This window comes from Actinoplanes sp. NPDC049802 (genome assembly GCF_040656595.1).
In the GTDB taxonomy this organism is placed as follows: Bacteria; Actinomycetota; Actinomycetes; order Mycobacteriales; family Micromonosporaceae; genus Actinoplanes.
Genome location: NZ_JBFAMR010000010.1, coordinates 126,833 through 146,947, shown reverse-complemented (window position 1 = coordinate 146,947; position 20,115 = coordinate 126,833). Strand labels below are relative to the sequence as shown.

The window sequence follows — 20,115 nt, the reverse complement described above, 5'->3', positions numbered from 1 at the left end:
CTCAGGAAGGGATCGCACCCTCATGCTCAAGAGACCCTCTGCTGCGGTGGCGACGTTGCTGCTGCTCGCGGCCACGCTCACCGTCCAGATGTCCACCGCGCCATCGGCCTCGGCCCACACCATCAACGGCGCCGACTTCCAGCAGGTGCAGCTCGCCCGGGGCGTGTCCGAAGTCGGCGAGCCGATGTCGCTGGCGGTCCTGCCGGACCGCTCCGTGCTGCACACCGCCCGCAACGGAACGCTGCGCCGCACCGACGCGGCCGGCAACACCACGGTGATCGGCACGATCCCCGTTTACACGCACGACGAGGACGGTCTGCAGGGGATCGGCGTCGATCCCGGCTTCGCCGCCAACCGGCACATCTACCTCTACTACGCTCCGCCCCTGTCCACACCCGGCGGGGACGCGCCGGTCACCGGCACCAACTGGTCCGCCTGGCAGGGCGTCAACCGGCTGTCCCGGTTCACCCTCAACGCCGATTTCAGCCTCAACACGGCCAGCAAGGTCGACATCCTCGAGGTTGCGGCCGACCGGGGTATCTGCTGCCACGCCGGTGGGGACATCGACTTCGACGCGGCCGGCAACCTGTACCTGTCCACCGGGGACGACACCAACCCGTTCGAGTCCGCCGGCTACTCGCCGCTCGACGAGCGCACCAACCGCAATCCGGCGTTCGACGCGCAGCGCAGTGCTGCCAACACCAACGACCTGCGCGGCAAGGTGCTGCGGATCAAGGTGAACGCGAACGGGTCCTACTCGATACCGGCCGGCAACCTGTTCGCGCCCGGCACTGCGGGAACCCGGCCGGAGATCTACGCCATGGGTCTGCGCAACCCGTTCCGGATGAGCGTGGACAAGGCCACCGGCGTCGTGTACGTCGCCGACTACGGTCCGGACGCCGGCTCCACCACGTCGCGCGGACCGCAGGGCCAGGTCGAATTCAACCGGATCACCGCCCCCGGCTTCTACGGCTGGCCGTACTGCACCGGCGCGAACACCAGCTCCGAGACGTACGCCGAATGGAACTTCGCCACCAACACGGCAGGCGCGAAGTACAACTGCTCGGGCGGGCCGACGAACAACTCGTTCCGCAACACCGGCCTCAGCACGCTTCCGGCGGCCAAGGGAGCCTGGATCCGGTACGGCGGCGACTCCGGCAGCCCGTCGGCATTCGGCGGCGGCGCGGAGTCACCCATGGCCGGGCCGGTGTACCGCTACGATCCGGCCTCCACGTCGCCGACGAAGTTCCCGCAGGCCTTCGACGGACAGTTCTTCGCCACCGAATTCGGCCGCGGCTGGATCAAGCCGATCCACCTCAACACCGACGGCTCACCGGGGACGATCGACAGTTTCCCGTGGACCGGCAAACAGGTGATGGACTCCGCGTTCGGCCCGGACGGCTCCTACTACGTGCTCGACTACGGCACCGGGTACTACAGCGGGGACGCCAACTCGGCGCTCTACCGGTTCGACTACGTCGGTGGCGGCAACCGTGCGCCGGCAGCGGCGGCGAGCGCGGACAGGACCTCCGGCCAGGCGCCGCTCACCGTGGCCTTCTCGTCGGCCGGCTCGTCGGATCCCGAGGGCGGACCGCTCACCTTCGCGTGGAACTTCGGTGACGGCACCAGTTCCACCGCCGCCAACCCGACGAAGACCTACACCACGAACGGCGACTACACAGCCACCTTGACGGTACGCGACGGGGCCGGCGCGACAGGCACGGCGAGCGTACGGATCACGGTCGGCAACACCGCGCAGACGGTGACGTTCGGCAGCCCCGCCGCCGGGCACATCTTCGCCTTCGGTGACACCGTGCCGTTCACGGTCACGGTGACCGATCCGGAGGACGCGACGATCGACTGCGCCCGGGTGAAGGTGACCTACGTTCTCGGCCACGACAGCCACGGCCACCAGATCACCTCGAAGACCGGGTGCACCGGCACGCTCACCATCCCGGTCGACGGCGAGCACGACGACGCGGCGAACATCTTCGCGGTCTTCGACGCCGAGTACACCGACAACGCCGGGCTCACCACACACACGCAGCACATCCTGCAACCGAGACACCGCCAGGCGGAGCACTACAAGACCTCGTCCGGCATCGTCGTCTACGACAAGTCCGCCGCTGAGGGCGGCAAGACAGTCGGCAGTATCGACAACGGCGACTGGATCGCCTTCGAGCCCTACCAGCTCAGCACCGCCACGTCGTTCAGCGCCCGGGTGTCGTCCGCCGGTGCCGGCGGCACAGTGCAGATCCGCGCCGGCTCACCCACCGGCACCGTCCTCGGCTCGGCCACCGTCCCGGTGACCGGCTCCTGGGACACCTTCACCACCGTCAGCGGCTCGATCGCCGGCGCTCCGGCCGGCACCACGACCCTCTACCTGACCTTCGCCGGCGGCTCCGGCTTCCTCTTCGACGTCGACACGTTCACCTTCAACACCGGCACCCAGCCGGCCGGAACCGGTCCGATCGTCGGAATCGGCGGTAAGTGCCTGGACGTGCGCAACGGTGCTTCGGCGGACGGCACGCAGGTGCAGATCGCGTCGTGCTCGGGTGGGGCCGGGCAGCGGTGGACGGTGACACCGAACGCGACGATCGCGGCGCTGGGCAAGTGCCTGGACATCAACGGCAACAGCACCGCGAACGGGGCGAAGGTGCAGTTGTGGACCTGCAACGGTGGCGCCAACCAGGTCTGGCAGGCGGCTGCGGACGGCTCGGTCCGCAACCCGCAGTCGGCCAAGTGCCTGGACGTGTCAGGCGGCGGCTCCGCGGACGGCACGGTCGTGACCCTGTGGACGTGCAACGGCGGCGCCAACCAGCGATGGACCCTTCCCTGAAAGCGAGTCATGACATGCGCAGACAGACCCGGAGCTCGCTCAGCAGAGCAGCAGCCGTGACACTCCTCGTCCTGGGCGGCGTCGCTTCGCCCAGCCCGGCGGTCGCGGCCGACCCGCCGTACAACGTTCTCGTCTTCTCCAAGACCGCCGGTTTCCGGCACGACGCGATCCCGGCGGGCATCCAGGCCATCCGGGACCTCGGGGCGGCGAACAGCTTCACGGTGACCGCCACCGAGGACGCCAATCAGTTCACCACTGCGAACCTGAGCCGGTACCGGGCGGTGATCTTCCTGAACACCACCGGCGACGTGCTGAACGGTACGCAACAGGCGGCATTCGAGTCGTACATCGGCGCGGGCGGCGGGTTCGTCGGCGTCCACTCGGCCGCGGACACCGAATACGACTGGCCCTTCTACGGCAACCTGGTCGGCGCCTACTTCGCCTCGCACCCGGCGATCCAGCCGGCCACCGTCCGGGTGGAGGACCGGGCGCACGCGGCGACCGCCCACCTGCCGCAGGCGTGGAGCCGCACCGACGAGTGGTACAACTTCCGGACCAACCCGCGCGCCACCGCGCACGTGCTCGCCACGCTGGACGAGTCGACGTACTCGGGCGGTTCGATGGGCGCCGACCACCCGCACGCATGGTGCAAGACCGCGGGCGGCGGCCGGTCCTTCTACACCGGTGGCGGACACAGCCAGTCGGCGTACTCCGAGCCGGCGTTCCGGTCGCACCTGCTCGGCGGCATCCGGTACGCGGCCGGCGTGACCAGGGCCGACTGCCGGCCCGAGACCGGCTACACCGCCCTGTACAACGGCTCGGCGACTGGCTGGTCCCAGTCCGGCCCGGGCGGTTTCACCAACACCGACGCCACCCTCAGCTCGACCGGGGGCATGGGCATGCTCTGGTACAGCGCGCGGCAGTTCACCAACTACTCGCTCAAGCTGGACTGGCGGCTGCCCGGTGACGACAACTCCGGGGTCATCGTCGGCTTCCCGCCGCCGAGCGATCCCACCTCGGCGCTGAACAGCGGCTATGAGGTGCAGATCGACGCCACCGACGCGACCGACCGCACCACCGGCTCGATCTATGCGATCAAGGCCCCGGACACCGCAGCCCGGGACGCCGCACTCAACCCGCCGGGCGAATGGAACACCTTCGAGATCCTGGTGGAGGGCGAACGGCTCCAGGTGTTCCTCAACAGCGTGAAGATCAACGACTTCACCAACACCGACCCGGCCCGATCGCTCGCCGGGCACATCGGAATCCAGAATCACGGTACGGGCGACGACGTCTCGTTCCGCAACATCCGGATCAAGGACCTGGGCGGAACGCAGCCCGGCGGGACCGGTCCGATCGTGGGGATCGGCGGCAAGTGCCTGGATGTGCGCAACGGCAGTTCGGCGGACGGTACGCAGGTGCAGATCGCGTCGTGCTCGGGTGTGGCGGGCCAGCAGTGGACGGTGACGCCCGGGTCGACGGTCAAGGCGCTGAACAAGTGCCTGGACGTCAGCGGCAACAGCACGGCCAACGGGGCGCGGGTGCAGTTGTGGACCTGCAACGGCGGCGCCAACCAGGTCTGGCAGGCCGCTGCGGACGGCTCGGTACGCAACCCGCGGTCCGGCAAGTGCCTGGACGTCTCCGGCGGCGGATCTGCGGACGGCACGCTGGTGCACCTGTGGAGCTGCCACGGCGGCGCGAACCAGAAGTGGGCCCTGCCCTGACAGTCACCCTCGACGGCACAGCAGACTGGACGGCCACCCGATCCGCGGATCGGGTGGCCGTCGGCCAGAACCGGTCCAGTCGGTTCCGTCCCGCGCCGGCAACCGGGCCGTCGAGCTATCTTGCCTAAAGGGTGCGGGACGCGTGCGCGGTGACGGTGGTCGGCTGACGATGACTCTGATTGACCTCGGTGACGCAGGAGCTGCCACCGAGGCGGCTGCCGCGCCGGTCAACCTGCCGCGGCTGCGCCGGCAGGCGCTGGTCGTTCTGACCGCGGTGGGTCTGGCCGCAACGACCGCCTCGGCGCCGCCGGCGCCGTCCCTGGTGCGGCCACTCTGGACGACGGCGTTGCAGCCCAGCGACACCGTGGCCATGGACAGCCGGACCGTTTACCTGACCCGCAGCAGTCCCTCCGGGCCGGCGGAGGTTGTCGCATATGACCTGCACACCGGCCGCTTGCGATGGAGTACGCCGACCGGTGACGCGTACGGCGTTCAGCCCGTCGCAGATGTCGTACTGGTGACCATCGGCCCGTCACCGATCGGCTCGACCTCATTCCCGGCGGGACCGCGCACGATTGCGCTCGACGCGGCAACCGGCACGCGACTCTGGCAGTCCGCCGGCGCTTCCTCGCCTTCGCCGGTGAGCAGTGGGGTGCTGCTCGCCGAGACCGGCCGGTCAGGGGCGACCACTGTCCTGCGCCTGGTCGCACGCCGGGACGGTCGCCAGCTGTGGCGACGGTCGATCACCCCGGCCGAGGAGTGGACAACCATCACGGACGGTGGCCGGCCCACCTCGGTCGTCACGGTGACCGCCACCGGCGAAACCACCGTGTACGGCTACGACGACGGTGCGTTACGCCACCGCAGCCGCATCCCCTGGAACGGGGTGTACTCGGCGACGTTCTTCCCGGTCGGCGCCCAACTGGTGGTGATCCGCACAGCGTCCGCCCAGACCGCTGCCACCATCTACCGCGCGGCCGACCTGCGCCGACTGTGGCGATCCGACGAGCTGATCGGCTATGTCACCGGCTGTGGCCCGCTGATCTGCACGGCCGGCGTGCGCGGTGTGGCCGGCCGCGATCCCGCCACCGGAGGCCAGACCTGGCGACGCGACGACATGAGATTCGTGTGGAACCTCGGCGCCGGCCGCCTGCTGCTCTCCGCCGCCGCCGATCTGGCCTCGGCCACGACGGTCCTGGTCGACGCCGCCACCGGCCGCACGATCGGCCGTCCGCTCCGCGGCCAGGAGGCGTTCGTGGTCGGCCCGGCCGGTTCGCTCACGCTGCTGCGCGCGACGGAAACACCCGACGACCGTACCGCCGTGACCCGCCTTGATCTGGCTGACGGCAGGCAGACCTCCCTCGGCACGGTCGACCGGCTCGCCGAGCAGGCCTGCCAGGGCGTGCCGGGCTATCTGCTCTGCCCACGCGGAGCTTCCCTCACCGTCATCGCGGTCGGCTGAGACCCCCGGCATGTTCAACGCCTGGGCGGCGAGATCGGGCTCGAGAGCGCCCGCCGGGGTCACCGGGCCGGCAAGATCCGCAGTGGGGCCGGCCCTTCCCGAACGTCAGGGCGCGTTGCCGGCCGGGGCGCCGGAAATTGCGAACATCCGGCGCCCCACTCTTGATCGAAGCCGGGTGGCTGTCTCCCGTCGTACCGGGGGAGGTTGGCTTTTTCTATGCTCGCGTCCAGCGCTGGTTGGCGGCCGCGGTGCAGTTCCACAGAATCACCGCGGTGCCGTTGCCGGTGGCGTTGCCGTTCACGTCCAGACACAGCCCGGCCGGGTTGCTGACCGTGCCGTTGCTGTTGATGGTCCATCGCTGGTTGGCGCCGCCGTTGCAGTCCCAGATCTGCACCCGGGCGCCGGAGGTGCCGGGAGCGTCCAGGCATTTGCCCATCACCTGCAGCGTCGCCCCGTTCTGGCTGAACTGCTGGTTGGCGTTGGAGTGGCAGTCCCAGATCTGTGCCGGGGTGCCGTTGGCCGGGTTCGCGCCGCTGATGTCCAGGCAGCGACCGGAGGACTCACTGCGCAGCCGCAATCCTGCCGGGTTGGGCGGTGAGGTGGGGCCGGACGGCGGGGTCGCCTGGAATTGGGCGAAGAACCGCCACACCTCGACCTTGGTCCAGGTCCTGGTTCCGTCCTCACAGCCGCTGCAACCGTCCACCGGACCGGGACCGTGCCCGCCGTCGAATGCCGCCCACTGCACCGGGTAGCCGGCGCGGCATCCCGGGTACGCGGTGGTGATGTGGGTCCGGCTGCCCGGGGCCGGCTCGCGCGGGCTCTGCGCGGTGCAGCCGTTGTTCCGGACGAACGTGTCACGCAGCGACCGGCCCGCCGAGATGTTGAGGACGTTGTCCGAGATGCCGTGCAGACCGAAGTACGCGATCGGCTGACTGCCGCCGCTGCATCCGCTCAGCTGTGCGCCCGCGTAGACGGCGACGGCACGGAAGACGGTGGCCCGGGCGCAGGCGAGCGCGTAGCTCATGCCGCCGCCATAGCTGAAGCCGAGAGCGAACCGCTGCGACGTGTCGACGCACAGGCCGTCCTCGATCCGCCGCATCATGTCGTCAACGAAGGTGACGTCCTCACCGCCGGAGTTGGCCCAGCCGTTGCCGAGACCCTGCGGCGCGACCAGGATCGCGGTGTTGTTCGACTGCTCCTGCATCCCGTAATAGGCCCACGACGCCCCGCTGCTGCCGCCCGAGGCGACGTCGTTCATGGTGCCGCCCCGCCAGTGGAAGGCGAAAATCAGCCGGTACGGGGTGTTGCTCTGGTATCCGGCGGGGACCCGCAGGACGAAGCTGCGGGTCTTGCCGCTGCTCTGCATCGAATGGGTTCCGCTGGCGAGGGTCGGTGCCTTGCCGCATCCGGGCGTCGCCGCGAGCGGGACGACGTCGGCGGCGGCCAGCCGGATGCCGGCCATCCCGGCGGCGGTGAGCAGCACAGTGGTGGCCGTGGCGGCGAGCAGTGCGGGCCATCGGCGGCGCCCGGGGCGTTGTCGCATCGGTTTCTCCGTTCGGTGGGGGATGGGGATGGGGATCAGCGGTAGCCGGCGGCGATGACGTTGGCGTGGACTGCGTTCTCCGTCGCCTCGGACGGGTAGCCGGAGACCATCGCGCCTTCGTAGAAGGTGCGGGCGCTGAGGTTCGCGCCGCCGCCCGGTTCGCAGCGGTACCACTGGTCACCATGTGAGTCTCCTTGCCGTGGTGAAGGGCCGGGACCGACCCGGAGCGGGTCGGTCCCGGCGATGCCGCTACGCCGCTGTGAAGCGCCACTGCTGGTTGGTGGCGCCGTGACAGCTCCACTGCAGCAGCCGTGCGCCGTCGGTGGTGGCGCCGCCGTTGACGTCGACGCACAGCCCGCTCGGCACGCTCTTCACGGTGTACACACCGCTCGTGCCGGTCGGCGTGGCGAGGAACTTCTGCTGATTGGTGTTGGTGCAGGTGGCCTGCTGCAGGAACGCGCCCTGGGTGGTGGAGCCACCGATCACCTCGAGGCACTTGCCGCTGTGCCCGGCCCTCAGGTAGACGGCGCCCGCGCCGGCATCGACGGCCTGCCACTTCTGGTTGTTGCCCCCGGTTGCCGCCCACTGGACCACCTGGGCGCCGTCGGCGGTGGAAGCGCCGCTGACGTCCATGAGCTTGTTGCTGTGCTGGGCGGCGACGGTCCAGGTGCGACCGGCAATGCCACCACCCTCACCGGGTACGCCGACCCCCGCACCGCCGAAGGTCATCGAGTCCAGGTCGAACCAGTTGGCCGAGCTGCCCTTGAACACCAGGTAGAGCGTGTGGCTGCCGGACAGGGCGGCGACGTTGACCGCCGGTGTGGACTGATAGTTGTCCCATCCCCCCGTGCTGATCACCGGCGTGGTGGCCAGCAGGGTGCCGGTCGGCGAGCCGGCGCGCAGCTCGATCGATCCGCCTCCGCCGGGCGAGGACAGCCGGTAGCTGACGTTGGTGATGCCCGACAGGCTCATCGGGGTGAACGCCACCCAGTCGTTGTTGGAGATGTCGCCGAGCCGTTTGCCGCTCTCCGCGGCGGCCTGCTCCACGACCCGCACCCCGGACTGGCTGCTGTAGTACTCGACCTGTTTGTGTTTGGGCTGCAGGACCGCCTGCGCGTAGCCGGTGAGCGGTGCCGCACCGCCGGTGCCACCGTTGTCGGTGTAGCGGGCCCGCAGGACGTAGTACAGGTTCGCGCCGTCGGGGTGCCCGCCGAGCAGGTCGGTGGCGACGGTGCCCGAGCAGCCCGGGTAGTCGGTCGTCTCGTGCTGGTGGTCGTCATGGCCGAGGGACGGGTTGACCAGGATCTTGGTGCAGTCGATGGGTGCGCCGCCCGGGTCGGAGACGGTGACCGTGTAGGAGACGCGGTCTCCGAAGTTCAGCATGCCGCCGTTCGGCGGGACGGTGATGGTGACCACCGGTGCGGTGTTCCCGACGGTGATCGGGACGTTGGCGAAGGCCGTCCGGCCCCCGCTGTCGGTGACCGTCAGCTGGGCGCTGTAGTTGCCGTTGGCGGTGTACGTGTGTGACGGGTTGGCCGCCGTGGACGTGCCGCCGTCACCGAAGGTCCACTGGTACCGCAGCGTGTCACCGGGGTCCGGGTCGGTGGTGCCGGCGCTGCTGAACTGCACGGTCAGCGGCGCGTTGCCACTGGTGGGTGTGCCGGACGCCTTCACCAGCGGCGAGCGGCCGCCCTGGATGTAGTCGATCCGGTAGAGGCCGGAGTCGTTGTTGCCGCCGCCGAAGTTCGAGCCCCACTCGAGCAGGTACAGCGAGCCGTCCGGGCCGAACTCCATGTCCATCGGCTTGTTGAAGTTGCCCGCCGGCATGAACGGGTTGGTGCGGGTCACCGCCGTCGCGGAGTCGAAGTGCACCTCCTTGATCCAGTTGCGGGTCCACTCGCCCAGGAAGTGCACGCCGTCGTAGTACGGCGGGAACTTTGTCGTGGACGGGTTCGCGGCGTTGTAGCGGTAGACCGGCCCGCCCATCGGACCCGACCCGCCGGAGCCGAGCTCGGGGAATGTCGGCGAGACGCCGTAGCCGTACCAGATGTTCGGTGCGACGACCGGCTTGAGGCTGGTCAGGCCGGTGTTGTTGGGCGAGTTGTTGACCGGCGCGTTGCAGTTGAACTTGGCGCCGACGGCGCCGGTGTCCGGGTTGTACGGCGCGTACGGCTGGTTGTTGCCGTGGCAGAACGGCCATCCGTAGTTGCCCGGCGCTTTGATGACGTTGAGCTCGACGAGCCCCTCGGGACCGCGGTTGGTCGTGGCGCCGCTGCGGTCGGGGCCGTAGTCGGCCAGGTAGACCCAGCCGTTGGACGGGTCGATCGAGAAGCGGAACGGGTTGCGGAAGCCCATCGCGTAGACCTCGGGACGGGTCTGCGCCGTGCCCTGCGGGTAGAGGTTGCCGGTCGGGATGGTGTAGCCGCCGCCGGCCGAGGGCCGGATCCGCAGCAGCTTGCCGCGCAGGTCGTTGGTGTTGCCGGCGGAACGGGCGGCGTCGAGGTACGACCTGCCGGACCGCCAGTCCAGCGGCGCGTAACCCTGCCAGGCCGGGTCGAGGTTGGGCGGGGTGTCGTCACCGGTGCCGATGTAGAGGTTCCCGTCGGGCCCGAACTCGATGTATCCGCCGGTGTGCCCCGGCTCGGGGTGGGTCCGGCTGCGGTACGCCGGGATGTCGATGATCGTGACCCCGCTGGACATGTTGAGCGTGTCGCCGGTGACGGTGTAGCGGGACACCCGGTTGATGTCGGTCGTGCTGCCGGCCGGCGAGTGGTAGAGGTACACGTAGCCGTTGCCGGCGAAGTTCGGGTCGAGGGCCAGACCGGTGAGGCCGTCCTCGCCGCCGGTGTAGACGCTAAGCGTGCCCGCCGTGACCGTACTGTTCGTGGCGGGCTTGAAGATCTTGACCTGGCCGGCCCGCTGGGCGTAGAACACCCGGCCGTCCGGTGCGACGGCGAGCGCCATCGGGTCGGCGGTGTTGTCGTCGAGTGTGCGCTTCTCGAAGTTGCTCCAGACGGTGCCGCCGCAGTCCCCGGGCTCGTTGCCGGCGGCCCATTTGACGCCGCCGAGGACGTGGTTGCGGAAGTTCGCCTCGCTGTAGGAGGCGATCGCGTGACCCATGCCGGTGGCCCAGACCCGGCCGCCGGCGGCGTTGCGGCACCAGGAGATCGGATGATCGGGTCCCATCGCCCGGGCGCCGGGGTTGTAGGTGCGTTCGTCGGCGGTCGCCAGGACGTGCACCTTGCCACGCGGGTTGGTGTCGAAGTTGTACCACTCCTCGGCGCGGTTCCACCGGTCCGGGAGTGTCGCCGTCGACGGATGCTGCTTGTCCGCGACGATCGCGGTGCCGGACAGGACACCGGGGGAGTGCTCCGGCATGTGTGCGCCGCCGTTGACGGTCTCGTCCCACCACGGGTATTCGTTCTCGATGCCCATGTCCGTGGCGTTGTGGATGGCGACGATGCCCTTGCCTCCGGCGAGGAAGCCTTCCACGGCCTGGCGCTGAGCCGCCGTGGTCCACACCATGCCCGACGTCTGGAACATGATCAGAACGTCGAAGGTGGCGAGGTTGGCCGGGGTGAAGACGCCAGCGTCCTCGGTCTGGACCACTTCGAAGTTCTCGGCGGCTGCCTGCTCGCGGAACATCTGGATGCCGGCGGGGATCGAGTCGTGCCGGAAGCCGGCCGTCTTGGTGAAGAGCAGGGCGCGGAACGCCGGCGCTGCCGACGCCGGGCGGACGATCGCGAGGGACAGTAACAGGCCCACGACGGCCCCGAAGATCATTGTGCTGCGACGCATTCCGTCTCCTAATCGGCGGTCACGGTGCCGACCACGGGCACGTGCCGGTGGCACCGTCCTCGTCGAGGGCGGCGTCGCCGAATGCTCCATGGGTCGTCGTGCCGTCCGCCGTGACGGCAATGAGGATCCTTCGGGAGGTAACGCATTGTCACATCTGGCGCTACCTCGTCCCGTGGTCTGCTCGGCAGCATGCGACCACGCATCGCTCCGTGTCAATGCGACTCGTTAGCGCCCTTTCCGTAACAACTTTTCCCGCGTCCAGATGTGCTGATCCTGGGGTTGGAGCGCTCCCAACAGGCATTGCCAAGCTTCAATGTGGCCTCTAGGGTCGGGAGCAAGCCGAAGGTATGACGAATGATGACTTGGTTCTCCGGTCCGATTTCGCGCTGAGCACCCACGCTTCGGCGACCGGGTCTGCCCACATCGTCAACTACGCACCGTAGGGGTTTGCATGTCGGAGCCGCTGCTCACGCTCCGGGGCATCGGTAAGTCGTTCCTCGGCGTGCGAGTGCTCGAGGGTGTCGACCTCGAGGTCCGGCCGGGCGAGGTGCACGCCGTCGTGGGAGAGAACGGCGCCGGCAAATCCACCCTCATGAAGATCGTGGCAGGGGTGTACCCACCCGACGAGGGCACCGTCGCGTTCGCCGGCGCGCAGCGGCTCTTCGCCGGCCCGCGGGATGCCCAGCGAGCCGGCATCGGCATCGTCCACCAGGAATTCAACCTGCTGCCGGAGCGCAGCGTCGCGGAGAACGTGTTCCTGGGCCGGGAGCCCCGCCGGCGCGGGCTCGTCGACCGCCGGGCGATGCTGGAACGCACCGCGACCCTGCTCGCCTCGATCGGCGAGGGCTCACTGCCGCCCGCCGTCCGCGTGGGACGTCTGGGCGTGGCCCAGCAGCAGGTCGTGGAGATCGTCAAGGCGCTGGCCCTCGACGCTCGGTTGATCATTATGGACGAGCCCACCGCAGCCCTGGCCGACCACGAGGTCGGCCAGCTCCGCGCGCTCGTCCGGCGGCTACAGCAGCACCGCATAGGCGTGCTCTACGTGTCGCACCGGCTTGCCGAGGTCTTCGACCTGTCCAGCCGGATCACCGTGCTCAAGGACGGCCGCCGAGTCACCACGGCGAACACGGCCGAGATCGACGCCGAGCAGTTGGTACGGCACATGGTCGGGCGCGAACTGTCCAGCTACTACCCCGAGCGCGCCGAGCCCGGTGAACGCGGCCCGGTCCGGCTGGCGGTCCGGGCCGGCGGGAACCGTAAGTTGCACGAGATCACCCTCCAGCTGCACGCCGGCGAGGTGCTCGGCGTCGGCGGGCTGCGCGGTGCCGGTCGCTCGGCGCTGGCCCGATCGCTGTTCGGAGTGACACCGTTCACCACCGGTGCGGTGACGATCGACGGAGAGCCGGTACGGCTGCGCTCGCCACGCACCGCCATGCGAGCCGGGATCGTGTACGTCACCGAGGACCGCAAGGTCGAGGGCATCGTCGCCGGCCAGTCGGCGTTGGACAACGCGCTGCTGGCCAGTCGCGCCCTTCGCCCGCGCTGGGCCGGCCGCGGTGCCCGTGCGGCGCGCATCCGAGACCTGCTCGCGGCCGTCGAACTGCGCACCACCGGCGTGGACCGGGACGTTCGATTCCTGTCCGGCGGCAACCAGCAGAAGGTCGTGCTCGCCAGATGGCTCGCGCTCGATCCGCGGATTCTGCTGTTCGACGAGCCGACCCGGGGTATCGACGTGGGCTCCAAAGCTGCCGTCCATGATCTGGTCCGCCGGCTCGCCCGCGAGGGCGCAGCCGTGCTGATGGTCTCGTCGGAGCTGCCTGAACTGCTGGGCATGAGCGACCGGATCGTCGTCATGCGCGACGGCCGGATCGCCGGCGAGCTCTCCGCCGGGGCGAGCGAGGAGGATGTCGTCGCTCTGGCCGTCGGCGCCACCCGTGGGGCGGTCGGATGAGCAGCGCGCTGTCCATGCCGGCCCGGCGGGCCTCGCCGGGAGTGTTCGTGGCGCTGGCCCTGACCCTGTCGATCGGCTGGCTGGTGGTCGCGATCGACGGCGGCCAGTTGTTCAGCGTGCCGACGACGGTGAGCCTGCTGCACGTGGCGGCCGGCCTGGGGCTGGTCGCGGTAGGCCAGACCCTGGTCGTCATCGGTGGCTCGCTTGATCTGTCGGTGGCGTACGTCGTCAGCTTGAGCACCCTGATCGCCGCTGAGACCATGGGCGGCGCCGACGCGGCGCTGCTACCCGGAATCGGGCTCGCGCTCACGGTCAGTGCCGGCATCGGCCTGTGCAACGGCCTGCTCGTCACCCGGGCGAGGATCAATCCGTTCATCGCGACCGTCGGCGTCGGACTGCTGCTCAAGGGCTACCTGGACAACGGATACGACGGGCCGGCCGGCCAAACCGCACCCGCTCTCGTGCAGACCCTCGGATACCAGCGGATCGGGCCCGTACCGCTGTCGTTCCTCCTACTGCTCGGCGTCGCGGGCGCCGCCTGGTTCGCGCTGGCGCGGACTCGCTTCGGTCACCACCTGATCGCCGTCGGCGGTGACCCGGAGGTCGCCAGGCTCTCCGGGGTTCGCAACACCCGGATCCTTGTCACCGCGCACGTGCTGTGCTCGCTGTGCGCCGGTCTCGCCGGCATCTACCTCGCCAGCCGGCTCGGCTCGGGCGCTCCGCGGGTGGGCACCGAAGGCCTGTACGACCTGGAGTCGATCGCCGCGGTGGTCCTCGGCGGCACCGCCCTGGCCGGCGGGATCGGCGGGGTGGCCGGCACCGTCGGCGGGGTGCTGCTTCTCGCCGGCATCGACGCGATCTTCAACCAGCTCGAGGTGGATGCGTTCTTCAAGCAGGTCATCCGTGGCGTCATCATCATTGCGGCGGTCGCCGTCTACGCCCGGCGCAACCGGGAAGGACGGCGTGCCGGCCATGCGGATCGCTGAGCGTCGCCCGCTTCCGGTGCGGCTGCCGCGAGTGCGCGCGGGCAGCCTGATCCCGATCCTCGTGCTCCTCGCGGTGCTGCTCGTGCTGGTCGCGGTCCGTCAGCCCGGCTTCCTCGCCCCGCCGTCGCTGATGTCCTTCCTCGGCCGTTCCACGCCGATCATCCTGCTCGCCGCCGGTCAGTACTTCGTGATCGTCTCCGGCGAGTTCGATCTCTCCGTCGGCTCCCTGGTCACCGCGCAGGTGGTCGTGGCGGCCCGGCTCATCGACAGCGACCCGTCGCGTACGTGGCCGGTGGTGGCGCTGCTGCTCGCCTTCGGCGTGGCCGTCGGCCTCGTCAACGGTCTCGTCACGACCCGGCTTCGGGTGCCGTCGTTCATCAGCACCCTCGGCATGTTGCTGATCCTCGTCGGCGCCGTCTACCTCTGGTCCGACGGCGCCCCGAAAGGCGGGCTGTCGGAGGAGTTCCGGCGGTTCGGCCGGCGAGCGTTCGAGGACGTGCCCGCGCTGGGCCGGGTGCCGTACGCACTGCTCGTCCTGCTGGCCGTGGCCACCCTGGCCGTGCTGCTGAGCCGTAGCGACTTCGGCCGCACACTGGCGGCCGTCGGCGGCAACCCCCGGACCGCCGAGCTGAGCGGTGTCCGGGTGTGGCGTGCCAAGACCATCGCGTTCGTCCTCAGCGGTCTCGCGGCTGCGCTGGCGGCGATCCTCCTCGGTGGATACAGCGGCGTCTCGTTCCAGGCGGGCGCCGGCCTGGAGTTCGCGGCGATCACGGCGGTGGTGCTCGGCGGCGTCGCCCTGGGTGGTGGCCGCGGCTCGGTAGTCGGCGCGATGCTCGGCGCGCTGACCCTGGAGACGCTGTTCGCCTTGCTCAATCTCTACGGCGTCGCCGGCGCCCTCAAATCCACCGTCCAGGGCGCGATCATCCTGCTCGCTGTGGCGGTCTCGTCCGTTCGTCCCGTATCGAGGTAAGGGGATCCCGTGCGCCGCACCATGAGCGTCGTAGCCGTGGGAGCGCTGTTGCTGCTCGCCGGCTGTGCCACCGATGAACCGAGCACCGCGTCATCGGCCGCCGCCTCCGAGGCCGCCGGCTCCGGCACCGGCGAGCAGTCCAAGTTCTTCGTGCAGGCGGACTACGACAGGGAGCTCGCACTCCTCGATGCCGCGCCGACCGGGCCGGCCGGCAAGCCGTGGGAGCAGGCGCTGCAACCGGAGATGGCCGACACCGCGAAGTTCAAGAAGGCCGGACCGCACAAGATCTGCTTCTCCAACGCCGGGTTGAACAACCCGTGGCGTCAGGTGGGCTTCAAGACCATGCAGGCCGAGGTCGAGGCCCAGGGGAACCGTATCGAGCAGTTCGTCCACATCGACGCCGAGGGCAAGGACCAGAAGCAGATCGCGGATATAAACGACCTGCTCGGCAAGGGCTGTGACGCGCTCATCGTCTCGCCGAACACCACCGCCACCCTGACCCCGGCCGTGGCCGCCGCCTGCGAGAAGGGCCTGCCGGTCATCGTCTTCGACCGGGGCGTCGACACCACCTGCCCGGTGACCTTCATCAATCCGATCGGCGGCTACGGCTTCGGTCATGTCGCCGCGGACTTCGTCAGCGGAAAGTTGAAGCCGGGCGGCAAGGTGCTCGCCCTGCGGATCCTGCCGGGCGTCGACGTCCTGGAGACCCGCTGGTCGGCCGCGAAGGTCGCCTTCGACAAGGCGGGCGTCAACGTGGTCGGCGTCGAGTTCACCGACGGCGACCCGGCCAAGACCAAGAAGATCGTCAACGACTACCTGCAGCGGTACGGCACGATCGACGGCGTCTGGATGGACGCGGGGGCGGTCGCGGTCGCGGCGGTCGAGGCGTTCCTCGACGCCGGGCAGCCGGTGCCCCCGATCAACGGCGAGGACCAGCTCGACTTCCTGCAGCTGTGGAAGGACAAGAAGCTCACGGCGATCGCGCCGACCTACCCGACCTATCAGTGGCGTACCCCCGTCATCGCCGCCCTGCGGATCCTGGACGGCCAGCAGGTGCCGAGCCCGTGGAAGCTCCCGCAGCCCACCATCACCCAGGACAATCTCGACCAGTACGCCGATCCGGACATGCCCCCGCTGCACTACGCGATGTGCGGTTGCACCGACCTGCCCGGCTACCCGGATCGCTGGAAGTAGTCCCGTGCGCGCCATCGGTGTCAACCCGTGGGTGTGGACCTCGCCGGTCGACGACGCGGCCCTGGCCGACCTGATTCCGCGGATCGCCGGATTCGGGTTCGACACGGTCGAGTTGCCGATCGAGCGACTCGGCGACTGGGATCCGGCTCGTACCCGGGATCTGCTGGCGGAGTACGCCCTGACCGTGGCCGGGGTCTGCGCCGTCACCTCGCCCGGACGTGATCTCGTCAACGCCTCGCCGGAGACGGTCGCCTCCACCGTGGCGTATCTCATGGCCTGCGTCGACCAGGCGGCGGCGGTCGGTGCCGGGTGTGTCGGTGGACCGGTCTACGCCGCGGTCGGGCGGACCTGGCACATGTCCGCGGCGGCTCGCGCGACGTGTTATGCCGACCTGCGCCGCGCCCTGCGGCCGGTGGCCGACCACGCGGGGCAGCGGGGAGTGAGCATCGGCGTGGAACCCCTCAACCGTTACGAGACGAGCGTCGTCAACACCGTGGAGCAGGCGGTGGAGATGATCGACGGCCTGCCGCCGAGCGTCGGTCTCATGATCGATACGTACCACATGAACATCGAGGAGGCCGATCCCTGCGCGGCTCTGGCGCTCGCCGGCCCGTACCTCAAGCACGTCCAGGTGAGCGGTACGAATCGCGGCGCACCCGGCAGCGACCACTTCGACTGGCCCCGGTTCCTCGCCACCCTGGCCGCGACCGGCTACCGGGGTCCGGTGTGCATCGAGTCGTTCACCGCGGGCAACGAGGCCATCGCGACCGCGGCCGCGGTCTGGCGACCGCTCGCCCCGTCGCAGGACGCCCTTGCTCGCGACGGACTGTCCTTTCTGCGTGCCGCGTTGCGCGAAATCGGCGGACGTCAGCGACCCGCGGTCGTCACGACCGGCGAGGAATCGCAAGCCCCGGGTCGCGGGCCGCCGGCTCGCCGTCGACCGGAACCCGGCGGAAGGCACGCGACGCCGGCCGTCGTGCGGTCGACGCATTGAACCTTTCAACCTGACATCGGGCCTCAGCGGCCGAGCACGAACCTCACTGCATCGAAAAATGTCAATTCCAGAATTATCCCATCAGCGAACTCGCGAACGGCCGTTCCGGGCTGAATTCCGACGCGGTTCCGAAGCGCCGACAGATGGCGAGAACCACATTTTGGAGGTCGCATCAAGGTGACCGACGAGGCGAACATCGGCGATGACGCCATCGCGATCAGCGACAGCGGGCGGCGGTCGGGTGCACAGGCCGCCGCATCACCGCGAGCCGACCGAATGCCGGCCTGATGCGGACCGGTGGGACCGACGAGCGGAGCCTGGTCGTCGCGGCGGAGGCCGGTGACCGGAGGGCGCTCGACGATCTGGCCAGAGTCAGCCTGCCGCTCGTGTACACCATCGCCCGCAGGGCCCTGGGCGGGCTCCCGGACGTCGACGACGTCGTGCAGGACACCATGTTGCGGGCGGTGCGGGACCTGCGCAGCCTGCGCACCCCGGAGAGCTTCCGTCCGTGGCTGGCGGCGATCGCGACACGCCAGGTGAGCAGTCATCTGCACCGGCGGCAGGCGGACGCCGAGCGTGCCGTACCTCTTGAGGAGATGGCCGAGCCGCCGCACGCCGATGCCGAGAACCTGGTCCTCGCATGTGTGGAGCTGTCCCGGGGCCGCCGGCAGGTGGTGCGTGCGAGCCGGTGGCTAGATCGCGGCGACCGGGAGGTGCTGTCGTTGTGGTGGCGGGAGGCGGCCGGCCGGCTGACCAGGGCCGAACTGGCGGAGGCGCTGGCGACGAGCGTCGCACACGCCGGTGTGCGCCTCCAGCGGATGCGCAGCCAGCTGGATCTCTGCCGGTCACTGGTCGCCGCCCTGGACGTGAGTCCCCGATGTGCGCAGCTGACGGTCGCTCTGGACGGCTGGGGTGGCCGCCCGAGCGCACTGTGGCGTAAGCGCATTCTGCGGCACGCCCGGTGTTGCTCCGCCTGCGCCCGGGCCGCCGACGGGTTGAGCCCGCTCGATCGGCTGACTGCCTGTCTCGCGTTGTTCCCCGTCTCGCCGGCTCTGCTGGCCACGGCGCGGCGACCGTCCGGTTCCCGCGTCCGATAACAGAAATTCTTCATGATTTTTTCGCGTCCCTTCCGAATTTCGAAGGATTCGCCAAGTGGACACCACGATGCGTGTTTTGCATTGACAGTCATCGCTTGATTAAGGTCCTGGGACCTGGCAGTGTCGGTGACGTCAACACGCCGGTGTTATTGCAATCGGTCACTGTTTTCCCGAGGTGCCGGCTATTCGACCACTGCAGCCCGGGGCGGGGTTGCGCGGCTTCCGGAAGCGACGGCAGCGGCATGACGCCGACATGCATCGCTGCCTGAGCGATCCGGAAAGTGGCTGGCGCGGAGCGGGCAAGCTCCGCGCCAGCCCAGCGGCGCCCCGCAGCGGCTCGCCCGGGATCACCGTCCGTGAATGGAGAACGAACATGTCCGAGGGGACACGCGGGCGAGTGCTCACCGCAGGCGCCATCGGGGCCGGCGCGGCGCTGCTGCCGACCGGCTGGACGGCTGCCGACCGGCCCGGTTCAGCCGCGCTGCCTGAGGTGCTGGCCGCCGAGAACCTCGCGCCCTGGTACGACGAGCCGGCCGGCAAGGACTGGCCGCGGATGCTGCCGCCCGGCAACGGGCGTCTCGGCGCGATGGTCTTCGGCAACGTCGACACCGAACGGCTGCAACTCAACGAAGACACGGTCCGGGCGGGCGGGCCCCACGACTCCGCCAACACCCGCGGGCGGCCAACCTCGCCGAGATCCACCGGCGGGTCTTCGCGGGCGCAGGATCTGATCAACCAGATGATGATGGGCAGCCCGGACGGGCGGTTGGCCGGTCAGCCGGTCGGCAACCTCCGGCTGGCCCTCGGGGAGGGGCACCAGCAGCCTGTCGCAGCACCGCCGGATCCTGGATCTGACCACAGTCACGGTCTGCGTGCTCAACGGGGTGCGCCACCACCCCACAACGGATCACTCGCCGCCGGCGTCTCCACCACCTTCGGCTTCACCGCAACCGTGACCGGTACGAACAATCCACCGGCCGCCATCACCTGCTGCTGCCCGCCTTGCGCGCCGGCCGGGAACCACCCGTGCCGGTCACGGCGGGTCGGCGGGCCCTGTTCCTGGCCACCGCGATCGTCCGCTCGTTCGGGACGGGCCGGCGAGTGCCCACCGGAACGCAGGCCGATCCCGCGGCCCGCTGACCGATGTGGCGGCGCCGGCCGTACGCATACGCCAGGGGAATCGCAGGCGTTCGCCTGCTGCGCCGGCCGACGGTGTACCGATCACCGTCGGCACCCTCGCCGCCGTGCCGCTGGGCGCGGCCGATGCGCTCGATGCCGCGGACGCCAGGGCCAAGGGACAGCGATGAGCGCCGTGGCGGCGCCCGCCAGTGCCGCGCGGACCGGGGAGGCTCCCATGCGGCGCAATGTCACAGCGGGTGCATTGACATCTCTCTATGTTATCCATAACATCAGACGTCATACCAATCTACTGCCTGCGAGTAAACTCAGCGGGCGACCGCTTGTTAGCGCTCACAAGGTCGCTGTGGGGGAGCGAAAGGCTCCCTGGTGCGGCGGCCCGGACCAGTGCTGGACGCTCCCGTGACGCACCGCGAGGAG

12 protein-coding genes and 1 pseudogene are annotated in these 20,115 nt (G+C 69.7%); 10 read left to right on the top strand and 3 right to left on the bottom strand.

Features of this window, described 5'->3' with window-relative positions:
• Window positions 1–22: 22 nt before the first annotated feature.
• The 3 genes from AB0I88_RS10515 to AB0I88_RS10505 all read left to right on the top strand — a co-directional run bounded on the left by AB0I88_RS10515 (window position 23) and on the right by AB0I88_RS10505 (window position 6,025).
• Window positions 23–2,839, top strand: coding sequence for a carbohydrate-binding protein (locus tag AB0I88_RS10515; protein ID WP_361020948.1), 2,817 nt, complete (start codon window positions 23–25; stop codon window positions 2,837–2,839).
• A 14-nt stretch (window positions 2,840–2,853) separates the two neighbouring features.
• Window positions 2,854–4,563 carry a ThuA domain-containing protein gene (locus tag AB0I88_RS10510; protein WP_361020946.1) on the top strand — a complete coding sequence of 570 codons (1,710 nt, stop codon included), beginning with the start codon at window positions 2,854–2,856 and terminating at the stop codon, window positions 4,561–4,563.
• 169 nt (window positions 4,564–4,732) lie between these two features.
• Window positions 4,733–6,025 carry a PQQ-binding-like beta-propeller repeat protein gene (locus tag AB0I88_RS10505; RefSeq protein WP_361020944.1) on the top strand — a complete coding sequence of 431 codons (1,293 nt, stop codon included), beginning with the start codon at window positions 4,733–4,735 and terminating at the stop codon, window positions 6,023–6,025.
• Window positions 6,026–6,239: 214 nt separating this feature from the next.
• Here AB0I88_RS10505 and AB0I88_RS10500 read toward each other — a convergent pair whose 3' ends face one another.
• The 3 genes and pseudogenes from AB0I88_RS10500 to AB0I88_RS10490 all read right to left on the bottom strand — a co-directional run bounded on the left by AB0I88_RS10500 (window position 6,240) and on the right by AB0I88_RS10490 (window position 11,366).
• The gene (locus tag AB0I88_RS10500; RefSeq protein WP_361020995.1) at window positions 6,240–7,487 is read right to left on the bottom strand and encodes a ricin-type beta-trefoil lectin domain protein; all 1,248 of its coding nucleotides are present in this window, start codon (window positions 7,485–7,487) and stop codon (window positions 6,240–6,242) included.
• A gap of 116 nt (window positions 7,488–7,603) precedes the next feature.
• A pseudogene (locus tag AB0I88_RS10495) lies at window positions 7,604–7,714 on the bottom strand (arabinofuranosidase catalytic domain-containing protein); the annotation flags it as partial.
• A gap of 103 nt (window positions 7,715–7,817) precedes the next feature.
• Window positions 7,818–11,366, bottom strand: coding sequence for a ThuA domain-containing protein (locus tag AB0I88_RS10490; RefSeq protein WP_361020942.1), 3,549 nt, complete (start codon window positions 11,364–11,366; stop codon window positions 7,818–7,820).
• A 451-nt stretch (window positions 11,367–11,817) separates the two neighbouring features.
• Here AB0I88_RS10490 and AB0I88_RS10485 point away from each other — a divergent pair, with 451 nt between their 5' ends.
• From AB0I88_RS10485 to AB0I88_RS10455, 7 genes are all read left to right on the top strand, one after another.
• The gene (locus tag AB0I88_RS10485) at window positions 11,818–13,317 is read left to right on the top strand and encodes a sugar ABC transporter ATP-binding protein (RefSeq protein ID WP_361020940.1); all 1,500 of its coding nucleotides are present in this window, start codon (window positions 11,818–11,820) and stop codon (window positions 13,315–13,317) included.
• On the top strand, window positions 13,314–14,303 hold the full coding sequence (locus AB0I88_RS10480; protein ID WP_361020938.1) for an ABC transporter permease: 990 nt from the start codon (window positions 13,314–13,316) through the stop codon (window positions 14,301–14,303). The genes AB0I88_RS10485 and AB0I88_RS10480 overlap by 4 nt, the downstream gene beginning before the upstream one ends.
• On the top strand, window positions 14,290–15,273 hold the full coding sequence (locus tag AB0I88_RS10475) for an ABC transporter permease (protein WP_361020936.1): 984 nt from the start codon (window positions 14,290–14,292) through the stop codon (window positions 15,271–15,273). Before AB0I88_RS10480 ends, AB0I88_RS10475 begins: the two co-directional genes overlap by 14 nt.
• Before the next feature lie 9 nt (window positions 15,274–15,282).
• Window positions 15,283–16,467: a substrate-binding domain-containing protein gene (locus AB0I88_RS10470; RefSeq protein ID WP_361020934.1), complete on the top strand. Its 1,185-nt coding sequence runs from the start codon at window positions 15,283–15,285 to the stop codon at window positions 16,465–16,467.
• A gap of 4 nt (window positions 16,468–16,471) precedes the next feature.
• The gene (locus AB0I88_RS10465) at window positions 16,472–17,461 is read left to right on the top strand and encodes a sugar phosphate isomerase/epimerase family protein (protein WP_361020932.1); all 990 of its coding nucleotides are present in this window, start codon (window positions 16,472–16,474) and stop codon (window positions 17,459–17,461) included.
• A gap of 287 nt (window positions 17,462–17,748) precedes the next feature.
• On the top strand, window positions 17,749–18,558 hold the full coding sequence (locus AB0I88_RS10460; protein ID WP_361020930.1) for a sigma-70 family RNA polymerase sigma factor: 810 nt from the start codon (window positions 17,749–17,751) through the stop codon (window positions 18,556–18,558).
• Window positions 18,559–18,811: 253 nt separating this feature from the next.
• The gene (locus AB0I88_RS10455) at window positions 18,812–20,101 is read left to right on the top strand and encodes a glycoside hydrolase N-terminal domain-containing protein (RefSeq protein ID WP_361020927.1); all 1,290 of its coding nucleotides are present in this window, start codon (window positions 18,812–18,814) and stop codon (window positions 20,099–20,101) included.
• Window positions 20,102–20,115: the final 14 nt, after the last annotated feature.

Coding starts and splice junctions, on each gene's coding strand:
- AB0I88_RS10515 (WP_361020948.1), top strand. CDS start 23: ATGCTCAAGAGACCCTCTGCTGCGGTGGCGACGTTGCTGCTGCTCGCG.
- AB0I88_RS10510 (WP_361020946.1), top strand. CDS start 2,854: ATGCGCAGACAGACCCGGAGCTCGCTCAGCAGAGCAGCAGCCGTGACA.
- AB0I88_RS10505 (WP_361020944.1), top strand. CDS start 4,733: ATGACTCTGATTGACCTCGGTGACGCAGGAGCTGCCACCGAGGCGGCT.
- AB0I88_RS10500 (WP_361020995.1), bottom strand. CDS start 7,487: ATGGCCGGCATCCGGCTGGCCGCCGCCGACGTCGTCCCGCTCGCGGCG.
- AB0I88_RS10490 (WP_361020942.1), bottom strand. CDS start 11,366: ATGCGTCGCAGCACAATGATCTTCGGGGCCGTCGTGGGCCTGTTACTG.
- AB0I88_RS10485 (WP_361020940.1), top strand. CDS start 11,818: ATGTCGGAGCCGCTGCTCACGCTCCGGGGCATCGGTAAGTCGTTCCTC.
- AB0I88_RS10480 (WP_361020938.1), top strand. CDS start 13,314: ATGAGCAGCGCGCTGTCCATGCCGGCCCGGCGGGCCTCGCCGGGAGTG.
- AB0I88_RS10475 (WP_361020936.1), top strand. CDS start 14,290: ATGCGGATCGCTGAGCGTCGCCCGCTTCCGGTGCGGCTGCCGCGAGTG.
- AB0I88_RS10460 (WP_361020930.1), top strand. CDS start 17,749: ATGCGGACCGGTGGGACCGACGAGCGGAGCCTGGTCGTCGCGGCGGAG.
- AB0I88_RS10455 (WP_361020927.1), top strand. CDS start 18,812: ATGCATCGCTGCCTGAGCGATCCGGAAAGTGGCTGGCGCGGAGCGGGC.